Below are 20,157 nucleotides of genomic sequence, written 5' to 3' on the forward strand. Positions count from 1 at the left end.
TTCATAACTATTTTATCAAAGCCATCTTCCTTCGAAGATATGCGATCTGGGTCTGGTGTGGCAGATCTTTGGGGCAATAGTCTTCACACCCTAAAAGGGTCATGCAACCGAACACGCCGTCATCATCACCCATAATTTCATAGAACTCCTCATCAGACCTCTTGTCTCTGGGGTCCATGGCAAATCTGGCAAGCCGCATAAACCCCACCGCAGAAAGAAAATCCGGTCTCATACGCTTGGTTGCACAGGCAGACACACAAGCTCCGCATTCCACGCAGCGTTCAAGCTCATAAATCTCATCGGCCACATCCGGGTCCATGCGTTCCTCAAGCTTTTCAAAATTGACTTCATCGGCATTCTTGTCATGAATCCAGGATTCCACCCTTTCAGACATGGCCCGCATGAATTTTCCCGTATTAACGGACAGATCCCCGATAAGCTCAAATCCCGGCAATGGCAGAAGTTTAATCTCACCGTCTTCAAATGTGGAAGTCATGGTTCTACAGGCAAGGGTGGGCTGTCCATTGACCACCATGGCACAGGAACCGCAGATCCCGGCCCGGCAGACAAAATCAAACTGCAGGGACGGGTCCTGCTGCTCGCGGATATCATTCAATGCAATAAAAATCGTCATCCCCGGGGCTTCGGTAACCTCATAGGTTACCATGCGAGGTTTGTCACCCTGTTTCTGGGGATTGTATCTAAAGATTTGAAATTTCAGGACTCTTTCTTGATCACTCATTATTTAAACCCCCTGCCTATACGTTCATTTTTACCTTTGAATTTTTCCGGAATCGGGATGGGGTTGAGAAGCTGCTGCAGCTCAAACCTGTCTGCCCCGGGGTTGGCTTTTTTAATCTCTTCAATTTCCTGTTCCCGTTTTGGTGTATCCGGGTGATGGACAGTATTGTCTACCCCATAGCCCCTGGATGCCGGCGGCAGCTCCATTTTCATGATATTCAGGTCTTCATAGGTGAGTTCAGGCAAATCAGCTGAATCATCTTTCCATGTGGTAAGGGTTCTTTTTAACCAGTCCCTGTCATTTCTTTCGGGATAATCCTCTCTTGCATGGGCGCCGCGGCTTTCTGTCCTAAGCATGGCACCATAGGCCACACACTGGGCAAGTTTAATCATTTTGGGCACTCTGATGGCTTCCACGAGTTCAGGATTGGAAGAACTGATCCTGTTTCTCAAGGCAATTCTCTTTGCCCGCTGATTCAGAACTTTCAACTCTTCAACCGCTTGCTCCAGGTCTTCACCATTTCTGAAAATACCGACCTTGTCCATCATGATTTTCTGCATTTCAGCCTTTAACCGGAACGGGTTTTCACCAAAATCCCTGACCAGAAGATCAGTAATTTTCTTTTCTTCTCGTTTCATAAAATCCTGAATAGTGGATGTGCTCACATTTAATGCATTTTCAGCACAATAATCTGCAACATATTCACCCACAATCATCCCTGCCACAACTGTTTCGGCAACAGAGTTGCCGCCCAGGCGGTTAAATCCGTGCATATCCCAGCAGGCAGCTTCACCAGCGGAAAAAAGGCCTTTCAGTGTCGGGCTTTCACCGGTGGGTTTGGTTCTGATTCCGCCCATGGAGTAATGCTGGGTGGGTCTGACCGGGATATACTCTTCAACCGGATCAATGCCCAGAAAATATTCGCAGATTTCTTTGACTTCCCTTAAGTTCTTTTCAATATGTTTACGGCCAAGCAATGTGATATCCAGCCAGAGGTGATCGCCATAACGGGAGGGAGTACCCTTGCCTTTTCTCATGTGCTCGGTCATTCTGCGGGAGACAACATCCCTTGATGCCAGCTCCTTTTTATCCGGTTCATAATCCGGCATAAATCTGTATCCGTCCTTGTCCAGAAGCAGACCCCCGTCACCACGGCATCCTTCAGTAGTAAGAATACCAACCGGTACAATGGCTGTTGGATGGAACTGGACAGCTTCCATGTTCCCAAGCGTTGCGATTCCGGTTTCAAGGGCAATGGCATTCCCAATCCCTTCGGAAATAACAGCATTGGTGGAAATGGCATAAAGTCTTCCATAACCGCCGGTTGCAATTGTTGTGGCTTTTGCCACATAGGCAATGAGTTCGCCTGTAATAAGGTCTCTTACAATGGCGCCATAGCAGACCCCGTCTTCATGGATCAGGGCAATGGCCTCTTTTCTTTCGTGAACCGGAATGCCCATCTGGATGGCCTTGTTATCCATGGTATAAAGCATGGTATGACCTGCCCCGTCAGACGTATAACAGGTTCTCCATTTCTTAGTACCTCCAAAATCCCGGGCTGTAATGAGGCCGTGAGCCTCTTGTTTTTCAGTAATGGTGACTTTTTCACCATTAATAACAACCTCCCTATCTCCGGCCCTGACCCTTGACCAGGGCACGCCCCAGGCAGATAATTGCCGGATGGCCTTGGGAGACGTGTTAACAAACATTCTTGCAACGTCCTGATCACATCCCCAGTCGCTTCCCCTTACCGTATCTCCAAAATGGACTTCTTCATCATCCCCGTCACCTTTAATTGTTGCACCAAGGCTTGCCTGCATACCGCCCTGGGCTGCGGCAGAGTGGGATCTTTTGGCAGGAACCAGAGACAGGACAATTGTATCATAGCCCCTCTGCATGGATGCAATGGCAACCCTGAGTCCTGCCAGCCCGCCGCCGATTACAAGTGAATCCGTATATATGATTTTCATTTAGGTTACCCCTTATTGATGTGTTACTTCAGCTGGTTGAACTTCTTCCGGTTCGTGGCCCTCTGCCTGGACCTTTTCATCTGCCTGAACCTCTTGATCCATCTGGAGCTGTTCATCCGGCTGGACCTGTTCAACTACTGGTTCATGTTTTCTATATTTTTCACCGACTTTATCCCTGTGGTTGATGCCAATCACAACAAAAACCAGCAAAGCAAGAACACCAATGCTTAAAAAGAAAATGGTCAGTTTGTTTTTCAGTGCTTTTAGTTTTTTTCTTGATTTCCTGGCGTCTTTTCCAGCAAACCATCCCCATTTCATACAAAGCCTGTAAAGACCTATGGTGCCGTGAAGCTCAACACAGATCAAAAGAATCAGATAAAGGGGCCACATATTCCCTGAAACAATCCTGTCTGCCGACATATATGGATCAATGGAGCCTGGATGAGTCAGCATGATATAAAGGTGGACCGATCCTGCAAAAAACATGATAAACCCGGTAACCACCTGAATATACCATAAATTGGTATCTGTATGATTCATCATCTGCATCTGGTCTCGGAGAATTCGGTGCTGTTTCCACGAAATGGGAAACTTTCTGACCCCCAGCAATGCATGAATGATAAAAAGTGTAAAGATGGTGAGAACGGCAAAAAATACCGCGATGGGAAAGCCATGCCCGGTATCGGACAAAAAGGCGAGTTCCATGGTCTTTGCCACGAAATTAAAAGAGCCTTTCCCGAGGATGATACTGCCCACCAGAAGCATATGCACCCACATGAACAGGCCCAATATCAGGCCGGTTCCGCTCTGGGCAAAATCAAGCCGTGCAGGTATTCTGCTCTTTTTTTTATTTGATTCGATAATATAACTATCCAATTTTCTTAACCTCCTTTAGGCTACTCTAAAATACATCTTTACAAACCTGACCGATCTGTCCTAAATTTTCACAGACATGAATTCCATTGTCTTTGAATGCCGCAATCTTTGCTGCGCCTGTACCGCTGGAACCTGAAATAATGGCCCCGGCATGCCCCATTCTCCTGCCGGGAGGTGCGGTAAGGCCGGCGATAAATCCGACGACCGGTTTGGTTAGGTTCTCTTTAATATACATTGCTGCTTCTTCTTCTGCACTTCCGCCGATTTCTCCGACCATGACAATCCCAGTGGTTTCATCATCATTTTGAAAGGCTTCCAGCACATCTATAAAATTCGTTCCATTCACAGGATCGCCGCCGATACCAATGCAGGTTGACTGGCCCATTCCAAGCTTTGTCAGCTGATCAACCACCTCATAAGTAAGCGTTCCTGATCGAGAAATTACGCCTATATTTCCTTTTTTATGGATATTGCCCGGCATAATGCCGATTTTACACTCATCCGGTGTGATGATGCCCGGACAATTGGGTCCGATGAGCCGGCAGTTCTTTGCGGCAAGAAAATTTTTTACCTTGACCATATCCAGGATAGGAATCCCTTCTGTAATGGTCACAATCAGATCCACACCAGCATCTGCGGCCTCCATAATGGCATCTGCCCCGAACGGCGGAGGTACAAAAATCAGGGATGCGGTGGCACCGGTTTCTTCAACTACCTGCCGAACCGTATTAAACACCGGCACATCATCCATCTTCTGCCCGCCTTTACCCGGCGTTACCCCAGCCACAATATTTGTTCCGTATGCTATACACTGTCTTGTATGGAAACTGCCCTCATTGCCGGTAATCCCCTGTACAAGAACCTTTGTGTCTTTATTTATAAATATACTCACAACTTTTGATCTCCTTTAATTGACTGCGGCAGCAATTTTCCGGGCTGCATCGGAAAGGTCAAAGGCACTGGTCAAATTAAGCCCTGCATCGTCCAGGATTTTCTTTCCTTCATCCACATTTGTGCCTTCCATGCGAACCACAACAGGGATATCGATACCGGTTTTTCTGGCAGCATCCACAACACCCCGGGCAAAAATATCACATCGCAATATGCCGCCGAAAATATTGACCAAAAGGGCTTTGACCTTGTCATCGTCAAGGATGATCCTGAATGCGTTTTCAACCTGTTCGGAAGTGGCTCCGCCGCCAACATCCATGAAATTAGCCGGAGTTGCCCCGGCATTCTTGATTATATCCATGGTGGCCATGGCAAGGCCTGCACCGTTCACGATATTGCCCACATTGCCGTCAAGGTTGATATAGTTTAAATTAAATTTTGAAGCTTCAACTTCCAGGGGATCTTCTTCATCAAGATCTCTTAAGCCCATCAGGTCTTTGTGGCGATAAAGGGCGTTGGAATCAAAATCCACCTTGGCATCCAGGGCCAGTACCTTGTCATCCGAAGTTAAAATCAACGGGTTGATTTCAACCATGGAACAGTCATTGGCAATAAAAAATTTATACAGGTTGGATAAAAGTTGTGAAAACTGTTTCATGGCAGCAGGAGGAATTTCAAGTCCGAACCCGACTTGCCTGAGTTGATAGCCCTGAATCCCCATTAGCGGATCTATGTAAACTTTTATAATTCTTTCCGGAGTGTTGGCTGCCACTTCTTCAATGTCCATGCCACCGTCCCGGCTCGCCATGATCACAATAGATGCTGTGGCACGGTCCACAAGAAGGCTTAAATAAAGCTCTTTTTCAATTTTCTGGCCCGCTTCGATCAAGAGCTTTTTCACAAGCTTGCCTTCCGGACCGGTTTGATGGGTGACAAGGGTCATGCCAAGTATCTGGCCTGCCAGAGTTTCAACTTCTTCCATGGAAGATGCAAGTTTTACACCCCCGCCTTTGCCCCTTCCGCCTGCATGGATCTGGGCTTTAACCACCACAGGAAAACCACCCAGGTTCGCGGCGCTTTCTTTTGCTTCCTCCACTGAAAAAGCGGCATTTCCGTCAGGAACAGGAACATTATATTTTCTAAATAATTCCTTTGCCTGATATTCATGTATTTTCATTTAAACTTCCTTAAATATAGTGTTTTATAAATATGACAAAAGCACTTCAGCGGCTGCTGAAGGCGAAATTTTCTCATTTTCTACCTGCCGGGAGATAACCGGTATTTCTTCATTAATTTTCTCATTATTTTTAAACCGCTGTTTTAAACCCTCTTCAACAAGGGTCCACATCCATTTCAGGGTTTGTTTTTTCCGTCTTTGCTGAAACTCTCCTGATGTTTTAAATTTTTTATGATGATCAAGAACGGTTTCCCAGACATTTTTTGTGCCGTCCTCAACAATAGATGAACAGGTCAAAACCGGTGTGGACCAGGTTGGAGATTCAGGTCTGATCAGATGCATAGCCATTTCAAGATCCCCTTTGGTTTTTTCGACCTCCTTAAGGTTCTCTCCGTCTGCCTTGTTAATGGCAATGCCGTCAGCAAGTTCAAGAACCCCTTTTTTAATTCCCTGGAGTTCATCACCTGCCCCTGAAATCATCAATACCAGGAAAAAATCCACCATTGAAGCCACGCTGGTTTCCGACTGCCCCACTCCTACAGTTTCCACAAGGATCACATCAAACCCGGCGGCTTCACAGATCAGCATGATTTCACGGGTTTTAGCTGCAACCCCGCCTAAGGTTTCTCCTGCAGGAGACGGCCTGATAAAGGCATTTCCATGGGCGGACAGCTTTTCCATCCTTGTTTTGTCTCCCAGGATAGACCCGCCGCTCCTCTGGCTTGTGGGATCGACGGTAAGCACTGCCACTTTATGGCCGATATCCGCCAAAAAAATACCTAAATTTTCAATAAAAGTACTTTTGCCTACACCGGGCACCCCTGTGACGCCTAACCGGATACTGTTTCCAGTACGGGGCAGGATCTTTTCCATAACCGTGAAAGCTATTTTTTGATGCTCTTTGAGACTGCTTTCTATCAATGTTATTGTCTTGGCGATCATGCGCCGATTGCCGTCTAAAATACCCTGGACAAAACTATCAGGGTCGGTTTGAATCATAACCTTTACGCACCTATGATATTGAGAGTCCTGTTTGCAGAGTCCGTTACCACTGTTCCGGGGCCAAAAATCTCAGCTGTACCTGCATTTTTCAAAAAATCATAATCCCCTGGAGGGATTACGCCGCCAACTACCACTTTAATATCAGAGGCCCCCTGGTTTTTCAACTCTTCAATGACCTGCGGCACCAAAGTTTTATGCCCGGCTGCAAGGCTTGATACCCCGACTATATGGACATCATTTTCAACGGCCATTCTGGCGGCTTCCTCTGGAGTCTGGAACATGGGGCCCAGATCCACATCAAAACCAAAATCCGCATAGGCCGTGGCAATGACTTTCACACCCCGGTCATGCCCATCCTGTCCCATTTTGGACAATAAAATCCTGGGCCTTCGACCGGTCTTTTTCTCAAAATCAGCCGTCCGTTTTCTCAAAGACTCAATTATCTCGGAATCTGAACTTTCTGCGGCATACACCCCTGAAATACACTGAGTAGTGGCCACAAAACGTGTAAACACTTTTTCCATAGCATCACAAATCTCCCCAACCGTTGCCCTTGCCCGCACTGCCGGCAGGCAGGCTGCCAGAAGGTTGTCTTCTGATTCACAGGCCTTTGTGATATCATCCAGGGCCTTTTGAACCGCTTCATTATCCCGCTCTTTTTTAATCTGGTGCAGACGTGCCACCTGTTCATCCCGAACCTCTTCAGAGACTTCACGTACAGGGATGGGAGTTTCATCTTCAATTCGGTATTTATTCACCCCCACAATCACATCCGTGCCATGGTCAATTCTGGCCTGACGTCTGGCAGATACTTCTTCAATTCTCATTTTCGGCATACCGGATTCAATAGCCTTGGCCATGCCGCCGAGTTCCTCTATTTCAGCCAGAATTTTTCTTACTTCATCAATAATATTCTGTGTCAGTGTTTCAACATAGTATGATCCGCCTAAAGGATCCACAACATCACAGATATGGGATTCTTCCTGCACCAGGATCTGGGTATTTCTGGAAATTCTGGCTGACAATTCCGTGGGCAGCCCCACTGCTTCGTCAAAAGAGTTGGTGTGAAGGCTCTGTGTGCCGCCAAGCACGGCTGACAGGCATTCAAGAGTGGTCCTGACAACATTGTTATACGGATCCTGCTGGGTCAGGCTCCAGCCCGAGGTCTGGCAGTGGGTCCGAAGCATTTTTGATTTTGGATTTTTCGGATTAAAGTCAGCTATGAGTTCTGCCCACAAAAATCTGGCTGCTCTGAGCATGGCGATATCCATAAAAAAATTCATGCCGATCCCGAAAAAGAAAGAGAGTCTCGGGGCAAATTTATCAATATCAAGACCTGTTGCCAGGGCGGCTTTGACATACTCAAGGCCGTCGGCCAGGGTAAAAGCCGTCTGGAGAACCGAATCTGCCCCTGCCTCCATAATATGATACCCGCTGATGCTGATACTATTGAATTTTGGCATATGATCCGAACAAAACCCTATGATATCGGAAACAATTCTCATGGAAGGGGTTGGCGGATAAATATAGGTGTTTCGGGTCAGATATTCCTTTAAAATATCATTTTGAATAGTTCCCATGAGCTGCTCATGCTTAACACCCTGCTCTTCTGCCGCAACAATATAACCTGCAAGAATTGGCAGAACCGCCCCGTTCATGGTCATGGAGACAGACATTTGATCTAAGGGAATCTGATCAAACAAAATTTTCATATCTTCGACAGAGTCAATAGCGACCCCTGCTTTCCCGACATCTCCTGCAACCCTTGGATGATCGGAATCATACCCCCTGTGGGTGGCCAGATCAAAGGCAACAGACAAGCCTTTTTGTCCTGCTGCCAGGTTTTTGCGATAAAATGCATTGGATTCTTTGGCTGTTGAAAATCCTGCATACTGACGAATGGTCCAGGGACGGCCAGCATACATGGTGGACATAGGACCTCTTACAAAGGGTTCGAATCCAGGCAAATTATTAATGAATTCTACTTTTTCAAGGTCTTTAGCAGTATATAAGGGTTTGACGTCTATCCCTTCCGGGGTTTTCTTTGTTAACGATTCAAGGGGCTTTCCCCTCAGTTGTTTTGCGGCAAGTTCTTCCCATTTATTAAGATCAGACATTTGAGACATGGTTATCCTCCGGTCTAATTGAGTTTAAAATACAAAGTATTGCCCACCGCACTAATCGGGAAAATTAGCGATTTTCGGTCGGGCACAAACTATCTTTCACACAGTTCAACTAGGACTCCTGATGTAGCCTTGGGATGTAAAAATGCGATTTTGGCCCCACCTGCACCTATACGGGGGGTTTGATCTATGAGTTGAATCCCTTTTTCTTTGAGTTCTGCAAGGGCTTCTTCTATATTTTCAACCCGGAAAGCCACATGCTGAATCCCTTCGCCTCTTTTTTCAATATATTTGGCAATAGGACCGTCCTTGGATGTGGATTCCAGAAGCTCCACTTCACTTTCACCAACCGGTAAAAAAGCCGTGGTCACTTTTTGTTCTTCAACCGTTTCTGTTCCCTCTAAATCCAATCCTAACGCATCTATCCAGAAATTTTTCTTTTCATCAATGCTCGAGACAGCGATTCCGAGGTGATCTATTTTAAGTATTTTCATCTATTATCTCCAAAATTATTTATAAAATCACAATCCTTATCTATAGATGGTTCAACCGCTGAAAGTCAACCTTAAATTCACTCCATTTCAGAGTTATTACAAGTAAATTTAAAAAAGATATCTATGCCGCCGGGTCTGTCCGCCCATGCGTTTAAGCTATCTGTACTAAGGCAAAGAGTACTGGAGTTCATTGACTCAATCTCACAGCGTTCTGCTGCGAGACTGAGTCAATGAACTCGCCGCTTGTCAAGACATTGTTGTCGAAATAAGTTATATATATATTGAATTAACATTTAATACGCTTTATTGTTTGGTTTAAAAACAACTTTAAGAAAATTTCCTGAAAGGCAGGCAGGGCAGCTGAATTCTGAAAATTAATTTGAGATACTAAAACATCTTGAAAAAAGGAGATAAATTATGGGTTTTGCACCATCTGTAATGCAGTTAAAAAGCGATGCATTTGAGCAAGACGGTTTAATTCCGTCCAAATTCACTGGTGAAGGTGCAGACGTTTCACCTTCATTATCATGGACTGATCCACCTCAGGATGCAAAGGCTTTTGCCATTATCTGTCATGATCCGGATGCTCCTCTTGTGACCGGTGACGGCACCTATGGATTTGTACACTGGGTATTATACAATATCCCGGGTAATGTCACCCGCCTGGATGAAGATACTAAACAGTATACAAACGGCAGGAACGACTCTGGTCAAACCGGATACAATGGCCCCATGCCCCCCAATGGCCATGGGCTTCACAGCTATTACTTCTGGGTGCTGGCACTCAAAGAACCGGTTGAGCTTGAAGCTGGACTAACAATGTGGCAGCTTCTGAAAAAAATCGAACCCCAGCTCATTGGAATGAATCGACTGGTCGGTCGTTATATGAGAGATTAGAAAAAGTTAAGAGATTTTCAGGGACCTGGCTTTTAAATCCGGCATTGGAGAAATCTCGTTATAGACAGGATAATTATTCATAACTTCAATCAGGATCTCAATCTGATATATTTTTTAGGACAGCTTCTAATATATTTACATCTTTTGCGAGCTTGAAAATAGCCGAAAAGTTCATTACTTCTCTGTCATTTTCATCAAAAACAGTTGAAAATCCTTGTATTATTCTATTTTCTAAAAGCTTTACTTTGGCTTTCGATGTAAGGACTCCCTTTGTTACTGGAGCAAGGAATTCAGAGTTTAATGAGATTGTACCAAAACGACTGTTTGGAGGAATAATACTTTTTATAGCCATAGCCACTGCTGTATCAGCGAGTGTTACAATAGCACCTCCATGTGCCAACCCTTTTCCCTGAGCTAATTTAAAAACAAATGGCATGGTTAAATGAGCATGACCATCCTTGGCGTTAATGATTTTTATTCCAAGGAGATCTTCAAAAGGTGCGCAACTGATCCATTTTTCAAGTTTAACTTTATGCGGTCCAGTGCATGAAGAGTCTGTTTTTTCTTTTTTGTTTTTCATGCTGAAAAAAATCCATAATTATTTTATTACCAACCTAAATTGATCGAATATAATAATACGGGGAAAATGACAAGGAATCCAAAATTTAATTCTATTTTTAATATCCTCGATAATTTTGTATCCTAAATTTTTCGGCATGGGATAATGATACTTGACTCCAGGAGAGGCTTATTTTCAACAAAATATATTAGTAACTTGAATTTGGAGGAATATTTTTGATTAAGATTGTCAGAAAATATACTTGATCATCGCTAATCAGCTGCGCGGTTTTTTGCATCGACTGTATTAGCCTTGTTAGATTGCTGTTTTGGAGTCTTCTAATAATTAGACTTGCGATTAACTTCTATTATTCTGCATACAAAATAACCCCATTCGGCAATAGCCCAGACAATTATTAAAATCGAAATTGGTTTCGAAACAATAAAATTAAATGTGGAGCCCAAAGAATATTTAATTAAGGTTATTGCATGAATTACCGCAAACGCGGTAAATAGAAAAAGTACGAGTATATGACATAGCACACCCCACCAACTGCGTTTTATTCCTAATACGCCAGAAACGGCCATCCAAAAGCCAACACCTCCAATAATAGCTGAACTATCATTTTTGGTTATCATGAACCAACTTTCTGTACCTATAAAAGCAAACCCAGCAATAATGTGAAAGATGGAATAAAAAAAGTTAAATCGATGTGTAAAACTCATACGAAATCTCCTTTTGGTTTGTTTACTATTTGCTACCTCATTGCTCCACTCTAATACTCAAAGATTGACTGTTAGTAACTTGAATTTGGAAGAATGGGCTTGATTAAGATTGTCAGAAAATATAAGTCGAACGGTTGAGATCAATAGCCACCGAGCACAGCGAGGGAACGAGGGAACAAGCGGAGGCGTCACCTGAGACCAACCGCAGATGCGCCTTAGTGCGGTCCGCCGTCAGCTCGAAACCATTGTTAGACAAATGTCACGCTTTAGGCCTGAATTTATGCATCTTTCCTCGTGACTATCCCACTATTTTTAGTGCAAATCGGGTTTCGGCCGCCAAGCCTTTGCTTGCCGCTCCGCGTATTTGATTTGTTCCCAAGACAGAACGCCCACTGACAGGTACGTCCGAAGCATAATATCTGCCAAATATTTGGCTTTTTCCGACGAATCTCCACTTCTTAGACAAAGCCAGTACCATTTGTAAGCTGCCAGATAGTCGCGACCAACACCTAGGCCAACATCATATCTACTTGCAATCCGAAATTGTGCCTCCCCATAACCCCTCTCGGCTGACTCCAGATACCAGCGGGCGGCTTGTCCATAATCTTGTGATACGCCTTGTGCAAAATCGTACATATCTGCAATCCGAAACGCGGCTTCAGCGTGCCCTCGTTCTGCAAGCGAACGCCAAAGGACAAACGCATCCCTGAAATTCCCATTCTCATAAGAAGTCAGGCCAGCATCAAAAATGACGTGCGGCTTTTCAGAGAATTTTCGATCAGGTAGCTCTTTTCCGGTCGTACAAGAAGTTGTCACTACTGCGCAAAGCACAGCGGCCACCAATAACAGCAGATGATCGGACCGATTGACCACGATTCGACTCCAACAGCAGCCTAACAGTGTTAATAAGTGGAAATTTTCCATAATATTGACTTTAATAGAGACCCTGTTTTTTCACTTATTGCTAACAATTAAAAATAATTATACGGTCCCATTTGTTTTGCAAGTTTGAATGATATCCAACCAGATAAATTTAAAAATCTTGGTTACAAATGTTTATCAATCTTTCAAGTGATTATAAAGGATTTCAAGCTACAAATCAACTTGCCTAAAAATATAATGTATCGTGGGAAAATATGCCAAAATAATTTTTATTGGAGATAAAAATGACCGGTCTTTGATTTTTTTCTTCGTTCAAATTTAATGGATATCTCTAAAATTTCGACAAGGCAAAAAATCAAAAATACTTGCATTATCCTCAACTTTCCTATTATTCAATAATCCAAATGATATCTTTGGCAAAAAATGATGTCTATCAAAGCCGGGTTTGAGCTCGTTTCAGAAATATATTTAGTTATACCAGCAACTTCAACTTAAAAAAATTAATAATAAGGCAACAACACTTTTCTCCTGTTGGATTGATGCCAGAAAATTTGAAACTCATACCAGCATTGCAATTGGGGAAAGAGTGTCTATTTTGATACCTGGAGCTTAAATATTTTGAAACTGATCTATCCTTATTTTAAAAAAAATCTTTATAAAATACTATTGGGTATTTTATGCATGATTGTTGTGGATGCCACACAGCTGGTCATTCCCCAAATTATTAAACATGCCATTGATAGTTTAAGTTCAGCTTCTTTTGACAGTAAAACCCTGATTTTTCAATGTGCCTTTATTCTTTTCCTCGGTCTTGTTATGGCAGGATTAAGGTATGGCTGGCGCAATCTTCTCATGGGAAGTGCAAGGGATGTTGAAAAAGGCATCCGGGATGATCTTTTCAGCCATGTCCTGAGCCTGGACATGGCCTATTTAGACAAGGTTAAAACAGGGGATATCATGGCCCATGCCACAAGCGACATCAATCATATCAGGATGGCATTCGGTTTTGGCCTGATCGTACTTGTGGATACCTTTCTGCTTGGCGGTGCCACCCTTGCCATTATGTTCTGGACCCATCCGAAACTAACGATCCTTGCAATGATCCCCATGCCGTTCCTGATTGTTGTCACAAGAACCCTGGGAAAAAAAATGCATGTCTTTCATAAAACAGCCCAGGAATCGTATTCTCAACTTACCGAACTTATAAGGGAGAGTTTCTTTGGCATTCGCATTATAAAAGTATTTAATTTTGAAACCATCATTGGCAATAAGGTTGAGAAAGCTTCAACAGATTATTTTAAAAAAAACCTGAAAAGAGCTTTTGTTACCGCCCTGCTAAAACCTTTACTAATATTTTTTTTAAATTTATCCACCCTGGTTGTTATATTTTACGGCGGTTTTCTGGTGATAAAACAGGTTCTCAGTCCGGGTGAGCTTGTCGCCTTTCTGCAATATCTTGGAATCCTTGCATGGCCTGTCATTGCCATCGGATGGATGACCAATCTCTTTCAAAGGGGAATGGCGTCCTTAAAACGAATTAATACGCTTTTAGACTCAATGCCTGATGTAACCTCTCCTGAAAATCCCAATATCCTTTCAAAAGTGAGGGGAAACATCATATTTAAAGATGTCAGCTTTGCCTATGATAAGAACAAAACAATTCTTTCAAATATTAATCTTAAAATCCATCAGGGAACTTCCATTGGCATCAGCGGCCCCCCGGGCTCCGGTAAGACGAGTCTGGCCCAATTGATACCGAGACTTTACAATACTTCAAAAGGCGAAATATCCCTTGATGGTCTTGATCTGAATACCTTTGATCTTAATTTTCTAAGGCAGCATATTGCCCTGATGCCCCAGGAAGCGTTTCTTTTTTCAGGCACAATCAGGGAAAACATTCTCATGGGAAGAGATGCGGACGAAGAAAAGCTTGAGCGGATTATCCGGGCTTGCAGCCTGAAAGACACCTTAAAAGAAATGCCGGATGGGCTTGATACCATCGTCGGTGAAAGGGGCATCACTCTTTCAGGAGGCCAAAAACAACGGATTGCCCTTGCACGAACATTGATACTGGAAAAACCGGTCATCATTCTGGATGACCCCATCAGCCAAATGGACACCCGTACAGCCTCCAAAGTAATTTCAAGATTAAAAAAAATGGCATTAAATGCCACTTTTATTATTATTTCCCACAGAATCTCTGCGCTGGCATCCTGTGACACAATTTTTATTTTAAAAAACGGCCGGATAGATCATTTCGGGACTCATCAGGAACTCATCGAAAAAGACCATTTCTATAAAGAGTCCTACCTGGTACAGCAGTTCGAGGAGGATTATGGCGCCTGATATCCATCCGGAGGAAAAGGAAATCAAGCTTGCAAATCTTGCGCTTGCCAAAGAATTATGGCCTTTTATCAGACCTTATTTATGGATGCTTTGCCTGTCCACAGCTCTGGTCTTTCTTGTCACATTCTTTGAACTGCTCATGCCGATTTTCATTCAAAAAGCCCTTGACGGGTTTATCGTTCCTGTGGGTCTTGAAAAAGGCATCCATCTTTTGGGCTTTAGGATTGACTCTTTTCAGGCCTTTTGCATCCTTTTTTTTATATTTACCTTCACTTCATTTGTCATTGATTTTTTCCAGGCCCTGTTCATGGAATACACCGGTCAAAAAATCATATTAAATCTGCGATGCGCTCTCTTCTCCCACATGACCTTTCTGCCGATTGCATTTTATGATAAAAACTCAAGCGGAAGGATGGTATCCCGTGTTGCGGGTGATGTTGAGAACATGAATGAGATGTTTACCAGTATCCTCATCTTTATTTTCAAGGATCTTGTGATGATGACCGGCATTCTGGTGATCCTGTTTACCCTTCACATTAAGCTCGCATTTTATTTATCTGTTCTGGTTCCGGTGATCATGATCAGTATTGGCCTGTTTTCAAAAATTTTGCGAAATGTCTTTAGAACCATCCGGCAAAAAATTGCTGAAATCAACCACAGTTTTTCAGAAGCCATCACAGGAATAAAAATTATTCAGACAACATCCAGCCAGAACAGATTTATGCAACGCTTTGAAAGTCTTAATTTTGAACATTTCACCGCTGCCCTGTTCCAGATAAAAATATTTTCCATATTTATGCCCTTTATCGGTTTCTTAGGGGTGTTGAGTGTTGCCATTATCATATGGGGCGGCAGCTTTGAAGTCATTGAAAAAGCCCTGACCTTAGGGGAACTTGTGGCCTTTCTAACCTATATGAAGCTCTTTTTCAGGCCCTTAAGGGAGCTGTCTGAAAAGTTTAATCTGCTCCAGAGTGCCCTGGCTTCGGCAGAACGGATTATCAGTGTACTTAACAATGATAAGGCAAAACAACGCATCAGCAAAAAACGAAAACGGATGAATAAAATTTCCAATGTCACATTCGATCAGGTGAATTTTTCATATGATAAAAATATAATGGTATTAAAAAACATCTCTTTTCATCTTAAGGAAGGGAACTCCATTGGCATTGTCGGCCAGACAGGATCAGGTAAAAGTTCCATTATCAATCTGATCACAGGATTCTATCACCCGGATGATGGAAACATTTTAATCAACCATATCAATCAAACTTCCATGAACGTCAAAGATATCAGGAGCAAGACTGCCCTTGTCATGCAGGACCCGATTCTCTTTTCCGGCAGTATCAGGGAAAATATCAAACCATCCGGACGGGATTTAGATGCTTCAGGGCTTGAAAAAGCATTACATAATGCAAACTGTGACTTTTTATTTGAAAAATTTTCAGGCCTTGACACAATGATAGAAGAAGGCGGCCGCCCATTGTCCAGTGGCGAAAAGCAGCTTGTATGCATTGCACGGGCATTTGCCTTTAACCCGGACCTGATCATTTTTGATGAAGCAACTTCCTACATGGATTCCCAGTCAGAACAAAAGGTTCATGATGCCATGAAAAAACTGATGAAAGGAAGACTTTCCATCATCATCGCTCACCGGCTGTCTACTGTCAAAGATTGTGACACCATCATTCTTTTAAGAGATGGAACCATCAGGGAGAAAGGATCTCACCATGAACTTGTCGAGTTAAAGGGTGAGTATTATCATTTTCTGAAAAAAGAAAAAATCTGATATTTATATGTACTCAACAACACTTTCCATGGGATGACGTCTTCTTTCAGGCTGCTCTTTGGTACGATACCCCAATGCCACAACCACTGCCACTTCATATTGATTCGTATCGATATTGAGCGCCTTTTCAACCAGTTCTTTTTCAAATCCTTCAATGGGGCAGGAATCAATCCCTTCTGATGCTGCTGTTGTCATGATGTTTGCAAGCCCTATATAACATTGCTTGGAACACCAGGCATAGGCACTCATTCTGGGAAAAACTTGAGTTTCCATATGATTTTTGTATTTCTCAATATAGACTTTTACTGCATCCTCCGGCAGTCCCCTCCTCTCAGAATTGAGTCTAATATACTCCTTTGACGGATCGGCAAGACTAGGGTTTGACAGGATGACAATAACATGGCTGGCATCCGTAATTTGAGGCTGATTCCAGCAGGCAGGCCGAAGTGTCTTTTTTACGACATCCGAGCTGATTACCAGAAACTTCCATGCCTCAAGTCCAAAAGAGGTGGGTGAAAGGTGAGCGGCTGTCACAATCATATCCATATGCTCTTTTGAAATCTTTTTATCCGGATCAAACAGTTTACACGCATGACGAAAATTTAATGCTTTGATAACTGGATTCATCATTGTTTCCTTTCTCAGAGGTTACAGTTTTATGACATTCCCAGGTTGATGAGGGCTGGCTACATGCAGGGCAATATTTGAGGCATTCAGACTTTTGGATACTTCGAGGAGTGCTTTTTGAGGACAATTATTCTCTTCACTTAAATGAGCAAGAATGACGTGTTTCAGACAATCCGTCTTAAGTTCCGATACCAGCGTTCTGGCATCCATATTGGACAAATGGCCGGTCCTGCCCTTGATCCTCTGCTTGAGATGCCATGGATAGGAGCCGTTAATCAACATTTCAGGATCATGGTTTGATTCAAGATATAAAATATTACTATTTTTCAAATGGTCCTTTACAAGACTTGTGACAATGCCAAGATCGGTCGCTATGCCGATTTTATGGTGCTTGTATTCAAGCGTCAAGCCGGCAGGGTCTGTTGCATCGTGGGAAATGGAAAACGGGCTGACCAGAATTTGATCTATTTTAAAGGGGGCGCCGCATTCAAAAAAATGCAAGTGTTCAATTTTCCCAAGACCGCGGCAGGCCTGCCAAGTCTTTTGTGTGATATATACAGGGAGTTTAAATCGACGACTCAATATCCCTGCACCTTTTACATGATCGGAATGCTCGTGGGTGACGATGATGGCGGTAAGGCTTTCAGGATTGATATTCACATGGCTTAACCGTCGTTCAATTTCAACGCCTGAAAGCCCGGCATCAATTAAAATGGAACTGTTATTGCAAGAGACAAAAAGACTGTTCCCCTTGCTGCCACTGGCAAGGGGGCAGACACAAAAAGATTTATTTTTCTTCATCTTTTTTTGCAGCTTTATAACTCAGCTTTATTTTTCCATCCCGGGTAACATCCAAAACTTTTACAGAGATGACATCTCCCTCTTTAACCACATCAGTTACTTTTTTGACCCTGTAATCTGCCAGTTCTGAAATATGTACGAGCCCATCAGTACCTGTTTTAATATTTACAAAGGCACCAAAATCCATGATCTTAACAACGGTTCCTTCATAGATCTCACCAATCTCAGGATCAAGGGCGATATCAGATACCATTTTTAAAGCAAGTGCCGCATCTTCTTCGTTTTCAGCCGCAATTTTGACGATACCATCATCATTCACCTCAATGACAGTATTGGTTTCTGCCTGAAGCGCCCGGATCACTTTTCCGCCAGGTCCGATGATATCCCTGATCTTGTCTTTGTTGATCTGAACGCTCACGATTTTAGGAGCATGGGGAGACACTTCATCCCTTGATTTATCAAGGATTTCCAACATCTTGTCCAGGATATGAAGTCTTCCGCCCAGGGCTTGATTCAATGCTGTCTCCATAATATCTTTGGACAGCTCTTTGATCTTGATGTCCATCTGAAGGGCTGTAATGCCTTCCCTGGTTCCAGCTACCTTGAAATCCATATCACCGAAATGATCTTCATCTCCAAGGATATCGGAAAGAACAACGGTTTTTTCTCCGTCTTTTACAAGACCCATGGCAATACCGGATACAGGAGCCTTAATAGGCACCCCGCCGTCCATGAGAGCCAGAGTACCGGAGCATACAGTTCCCATGGAAGAGCTGCCATTGGATTCCATGACCTCTCCCACCAGGCGGATGGTATATTCAAAATCCTCGGGAGAAGGAAGAACCCTTTCCAGGGCACGGTGGGCCAGGTTACCATGGCCGATATCCCTGCGGCTTGGGCCGCCTGCCCGACGGACTTCGCCCACGGAAAAGGGAGGGAAATTATAATGGAGCATAAAAGCACGGGTTGTGTCCCCATTATTCAGGGTTTCAATACGCTGCTCATCCCTGCCGGAACCAAGGGTAAGAACACCCAGGACCTGGGTTTCCCCCCTAGTGAAAAGGGCAGAGCCATGGAGTCTTGGCAGGCATGCTGCTTCACATTCAATCTGGCGGATTTCATCAAATGCTCTGCCGTCAATGCGCTTGTCTTCCTTGAGGACAATATCCCTGCTCACGGATTTGATGGCCTGGTAGACCTCTTCTTTAATCTCTTTAATCTGTTCCGGATATTCTTCGGAAAACTGGCCCACCACCTCTTCTTTTAAAAGGCTAAGAGCATTCTGCCGTTCGATCTTTGTTTTGATCTGGACTTTTTCATGGATTTTATCCGTGGCAAAGGCCAATACTTTTTCTGCCAGGGCCTCATCTTTTGCCGGGGGTGTAAAAGGTCTCTTTTCCTTTCCAACGGCTGCTTTCAGTTCCACCTGGAGATCAATGAGGGGCTGCATGGCTTCATGGCCGAAAAAGATGGCATCCAGCATATCTTTTTCAGATACAATATCAGCCCCGCCTTCCACCATAACCACACCGGTTTTGGAACCAGCCACTGTCAGGTCGATATCGCTTTCCTCCATCTGCTCAGGGGTGGGGTTGGCAATGAACTCGCCATTGACCCTGCCCACTTTAATACCGGCAATGGGTCCTGCAAAGGGGATATCAGATATTTCAAGTGCTGTGGAGGCACCCACCAGGGCAAGAACGCCGGGATCGCACAATTTGTCTGTTGACTGAACAGTAGCAATCACCTGGGTTTCAAAATTATAACCCGTCTCAAACAAAGGCCTGATAGGCCGGTCAATGAGACGAGCATTCAAGGTTTCACTTTCCGAAGGCCTGCCGATTTCACGCCTGAAATAATTGCCCGGAATTCTGCCGGCTGAATAGATTCGCTCCTGGTATTCAACAGTAAGGGGTAGAAAGCTTACTTCCCTGGGCTCTTTTGCGGCCACAGCAGTGACAAGCACAACCGTTTCTCCATACTGAACCACAACTGATCCAGATGCCTGTTTGGCAATCTTACCGGTACTGATGGAAAATTCTTTTCCTCCGATGACTGCTTTTGTAGTTTTTTCCATGATTTCTCCTAATAATAAAAAAGACGGAGACTTTGAGATACCTTAAAAATAATAAACCCGCATGTTTGCCATCAAACATCTGCTTGATGGCAAACATGCGAACTTATTTAAAAGCATCCCAAGCGACTGCCGCCCGGTTAAAAATAATAAACCGGTTTTTGACCCACAATGTGTCAAAAACC

17 protein-coding genes are annotated in these 20,157 nt (G+C 43.8%); 3 read left to right on the forward strand and 14 right to left on the reverse strand.

From position 1 onward, the window contains the following. Nucleotides 1-7 precede the first annotated feature (7 nt). From HGJ91_RS14370 to mce, 8 genes are all read right to left on the reverse strand, one after another. The gene (locus HGJ91_RS14370; RefSeq protein WP_291348508.1) at nucleotides 8-742 is read right to left on the reverse strand and encodes a fumarate reductase iron-sulfur subunit; all 735 of its coding nucleotides are present in this window, start codon (nucleotides 740-742) and stop codon (nucleotides 8-10) included. After that, entirely contained in the window at nucleotides 742-2,712 is a 1,971-nt protein-coding gene (locus HGJ91_RS14375) for a fumarate reductase flavoprotein subunit (RefSeq protein ID WP_291348509.1), read from the reverse strand. Before HGJ91_RS14375 ends, HGJ91_RS14370 begins: the two co-directional genes overlap by 1 nt. Nucleotides 2,713-2,724: 12 nt before the next feature. Beyond that, entirely contained in the window at nucleotides 2,725-3,588 is an 864-nt protein-coding gene (locus tag HGJ91_RS14380; protein WP_291348510.1) for a fumarate reductase cytochrome b subunit, read from the reverse strand. Nucleotides 3,589-3,613: 25 nt separating this feature from the next. Further along, on the reverse strand, nucleotides 3,614-4,480 hold the full coding sequence (gene sucD / locus HGJ91_RS14385; RefSeq protein ID WP_291348511.1) for a succinate--CoA ligase subunit alpha: 867 nt from the start codon (nucleotides 4,478-4,480) through the stop codon (nucleotides 3,614-3,616). A gap of 15 nt (nucleotides 4,481-4,495) precedes the next feature. Then, on the reverse strand, nucleotides 4,496-5,656 hold the full coding sequence (sucC, locus tag HGJ91_RS14390) for an ADP-forming succinate--CoA ligase subunit beta (protein ID WP_291348512.1): 1,161 nt from the start codon (nucleotides 5,654-5,656) through the stop codon (nucleotides 4,496-4,498). 24 nt (nucleotides 5,657-5,680) lie between these two features. After that, nucleotides 5,681-6,655, reverse strand: coding sequence for a methylmalonyl Co-A mutase-associated GTPase MeaB (gene meaB / locus HGJ91_RS14395; protein WP_291348513.1), 975 nt, complete (start codon nucleotides 6,653-6,655; stop codon nucleotides 5,681-5,683). A 5-nt stretch (nucleotides 6,656-6,660) separates the two neighbouring features. Beyond that, on the reverse strand, nucleotides 6,661-8,784 hold the full coding sequence (gene scpA / locus HGJ91_RS14400) for a methylmalonyl-CoA mutase (protein ID WP_291348514.1): 2,124 nt from the start codon (nucleotides 8,782-8,784) through the stop codon (nucleotides 6,661-6,663). 89 nt (nucleotides 8,785-8,873) lie between these two features. After that, entirely contained in the window at nucleotides 8,874-9,275 is a 402-nt protein-coding gene (gene mce, locus HGJ91_RS14405) for a methylmalonyl-CoA epimerase (protein ID WP_291348515.1), read from the reverse strand. Between the two features lie 417 nt (nucleotides 9,276-9,692). On the opposite strand from mce, the gene HGJ91_RS14410 reads away from it, so the two are divergent. After that, on the forward strand, nucleotides 9,693-10,172 hold the full coding sequence (locus HGJ91_RS14410) for a YbhB/YbcL family Raf kinase inhibitor-like protein (RefSeq protein ID WP_291348516.1): 480 nt from the start codon (nucleotides 9,693-9,695) through the stop codon (nucleotides 10,170-10,172). 97 nt (nucleotides 10,173-10,269) lie between these two features. Here the strand turns inward: HGJ91_RS14410 and HGJ91_RS14415 are convergent, their stop codons facing one another. From HGJ91_RS14415 to HGJ91_RS14425, 3 genes are all read right to left on the reverse strand, one after another. After that, nucleotides 10,270-10,752, reverse strand: a complete 483-nt coding sequence (locus HGJ91_RS14415; protein ID WP_291348517.1) for a PaaI family thioesterase — start codon at nucleotides 10,750-10,752, stop codon at nucleotides 10,270-10,272. Nucleotides 10,753-11,069: 317 nt separating this feature from the next. Continuing rightward, nucleotides 11,070-11,456 (reverse strand): hypothetical protein, encoded by a 387-nt coding sequence (locus HGJ91_RS14420; RefSeq protein ID WP_291348518.1) that lies wholly within the window; start codon nucleotides 11,454-11,456, stop codon nucleotides 11,070-11,072. Between the two features lie 312 nt (nucleotides 11,457-11,768). Continuing rightward, on the reverse strand, nucleotides 11,769-12,329 hold the full coding sequence (locus HGJ91_RS14425) for a tetratricopeptide repeat protein (RefSeq protein WP_291348519.1): 561 nt from the start codon (nucleotides 12,327-12,329) through the stop codon (nucleotides 11,769-11,771). Nucleotides 12,330-12,956: 627 nt separating this feature from the next. Between HGJ91_RS14425 and HGJ91_RS14430 the strand changes: the two genes are divergently transcribed. Both HGJ91_RS14430 and HGJ91_RS14435 read left to right on the forward strand, forming a co-directional pair. Further along, a complete protein-coding gene (locus tag HGJ91_RS14430) occupies nucleotides 12,957-14,684 on the forward strand; it encodes an ABC transporter ATP-binding protein (protein WP_291348520.1) in 1,728 nt (575 codons plus the stop codon). Further along, the gene (locus HGJ91_RS14435) at nucleotides 14,674-16,470 is read left to right on the forward strand and encodes an ABC transporter ATP-binding protein (protein ID WP_291348521.1); all 1,797 of its coding nucleotides are present in this window, start codon (nucleotides 14,674-14,676) and stop codon (nucleotides 16,468-16,470) included. The genes HGJ91_RS14430 and HGJ91_RS14435 overlap by 11 nt, the downstream gene beginning before the upstream one ends. Before the next feature lie 3 nt (nucleotides 16,471-16,473). Here the strand turns inward: HGJ91_RS14435 and HGJ91_RS14440 are convergent, their stop codons facing one another. From HGJ91_RS14440 to pnp, 3 genes are read right to left on the reverse strand one after another with little or no spacing between them, the layout of a single operon-like run. After that, nucleotides 16,474-17,100 (reverse strand): NAD(P)H-dependent oxidoreductase, encoded by a 627-nt coding sequence (locus HGJ91_RS14440; RefSeq protein WP_291348522.1) that lies wholly within the window; start codon nucleotides 17,098-17,100, stop codon nucleotides 16,474-16,476. An 18-nt stretch (nucleotides 17,101-17,118) separates the two neighbouring features. Further along, the gene (locus HGJ91_RS14445; protein ID WP_291348523.1) at nucleotides 17,119-17,898 is read right to left on the reverse strand and encodes an MBL fold metallo-hydrolase; all 780 of its coding nucleotides are present in this window, start codon (nucleotides 17,896-17,898) and stop codon (nucleotides 17,119-17,121) included. Beyond that, entirely contained in the window at nucleotides 17,885-19,975 is a 2,091-nt protein-coding gene (pnp, locus tag HGJ91_RS14450) for a polyribonucleotide nucleotidyltransferase (RefSeq protein ID WP_291348524.1), read from the reverse strand. The genes HGJ91_RS14445 and pnp overlap by 14 nt, the downstream gene beginning before the upstream one ends. Nucleotides 19,976-20,157 lie beyond the last annotated feature (182 nt).

Source organism: Desulfobacula sp., from assembly GCF_014237455.1.
In the GTDB taxonomy this organism is placed as follows: domain Bacteria; phylum Desulfobacterota; class Desulfobacteria; order Desulfobacterales; family Desulfobacteraceae; genus Desulfobacula.

Excerpts from the sequence above, each read along its gene's own strand:
- HGJ91_RS14370 (WP_291348508.1), bottom strand. The coding sequence starts at position 742 with ATGAGTGATCAAGAAAGAGTCCTGAAATTTCAAATCTTTAGATACAAT.
- HGJ91_RS14375 (WP_291348509.1), bottom strand. The coding sequence starts at position 2,712 with ATGAAAATCATATATACGGATTCACTTGTAATCGGCGGCGGGCTGGCA.
- sucC (WP_291348512.1), bottom strand. The coding sequence starts at position 5,656 with ATGAAAATACATGAATATCAGGCAAAGGAATTATTTAGAAAATATAAT.
- meaB (WP_291348513.1), bottom strand. The coding sequence starts at position 6,655 with ATGATTCAAACCGACCCTGATAGTTTTGTCCAGGGTATTTTAGACGGC.
- scpA (WP_291348514.1), bottom strand. The coding sequence starts at position 8,784 with ATGTCTCAAATGTCTGATCTTAATAAATGGGAAGAACTTGCCGCAAAA.
- mce (WP_291348515.1), bottom strand. The coding sequence starts at position 9,275 with ATGAAAATACTTAAAATAGATCACCTCGGAATCGCTGTCTCGAGCATT.
- HGJ91_RS14410 (WP_291348516.1), top strand. The coding sequence starts at position 9,693 with ATGGGTTTTGCACCATCTGTAATGCAGTTAAAAAGCGATGCATTTGAG.
- HGJ91_RS14415 (WP_291348517.1), bottom strand. The coding sequence starts at position 10,752 with ATGAAAAACAAAAAAGAAAAAACAGACTCTTCATGCACTGGACCGCAT.
- HGJ91_RS14420 (WP_291348518.1), bottom strand. The coding sequence starts at position 11,456 with ATGAGTTTTACACATCGATTTAACTTTTTTTATTCCATCTTTCACATT.
- HGJ91_RS14435 (WP_291348521.1), top strand. The coding sequence starts at position 14,674 with ATGGCGCCTGATATCCATCCGGAGGAAAAGGAAATCAAGCTTGCAAAT.
- HGJ91_RS14440 (WP_291348522.1), bottom strand. The coding sequence starts at position 17,100 with ATGATGAATCCAGTTATCAAAGCATTAAATTTTCGTCATGCGTGTAAA.
- HGJ91_RS14445 (WP_291348523.1), bottom strand. The coding sequence starts at position 17,898 with ATGAAGAAAAATAAATCTTTTTGTGTCTGCCCCCTTGCCAGTGGCAGC.
- pnp (WP_291348524.1), bottom strand. The coding sequence starts at position 19,975 with ATGGAAAAAACTACAAAAGCAGTCATCGGAGGAAAAGAATTTTCCATC.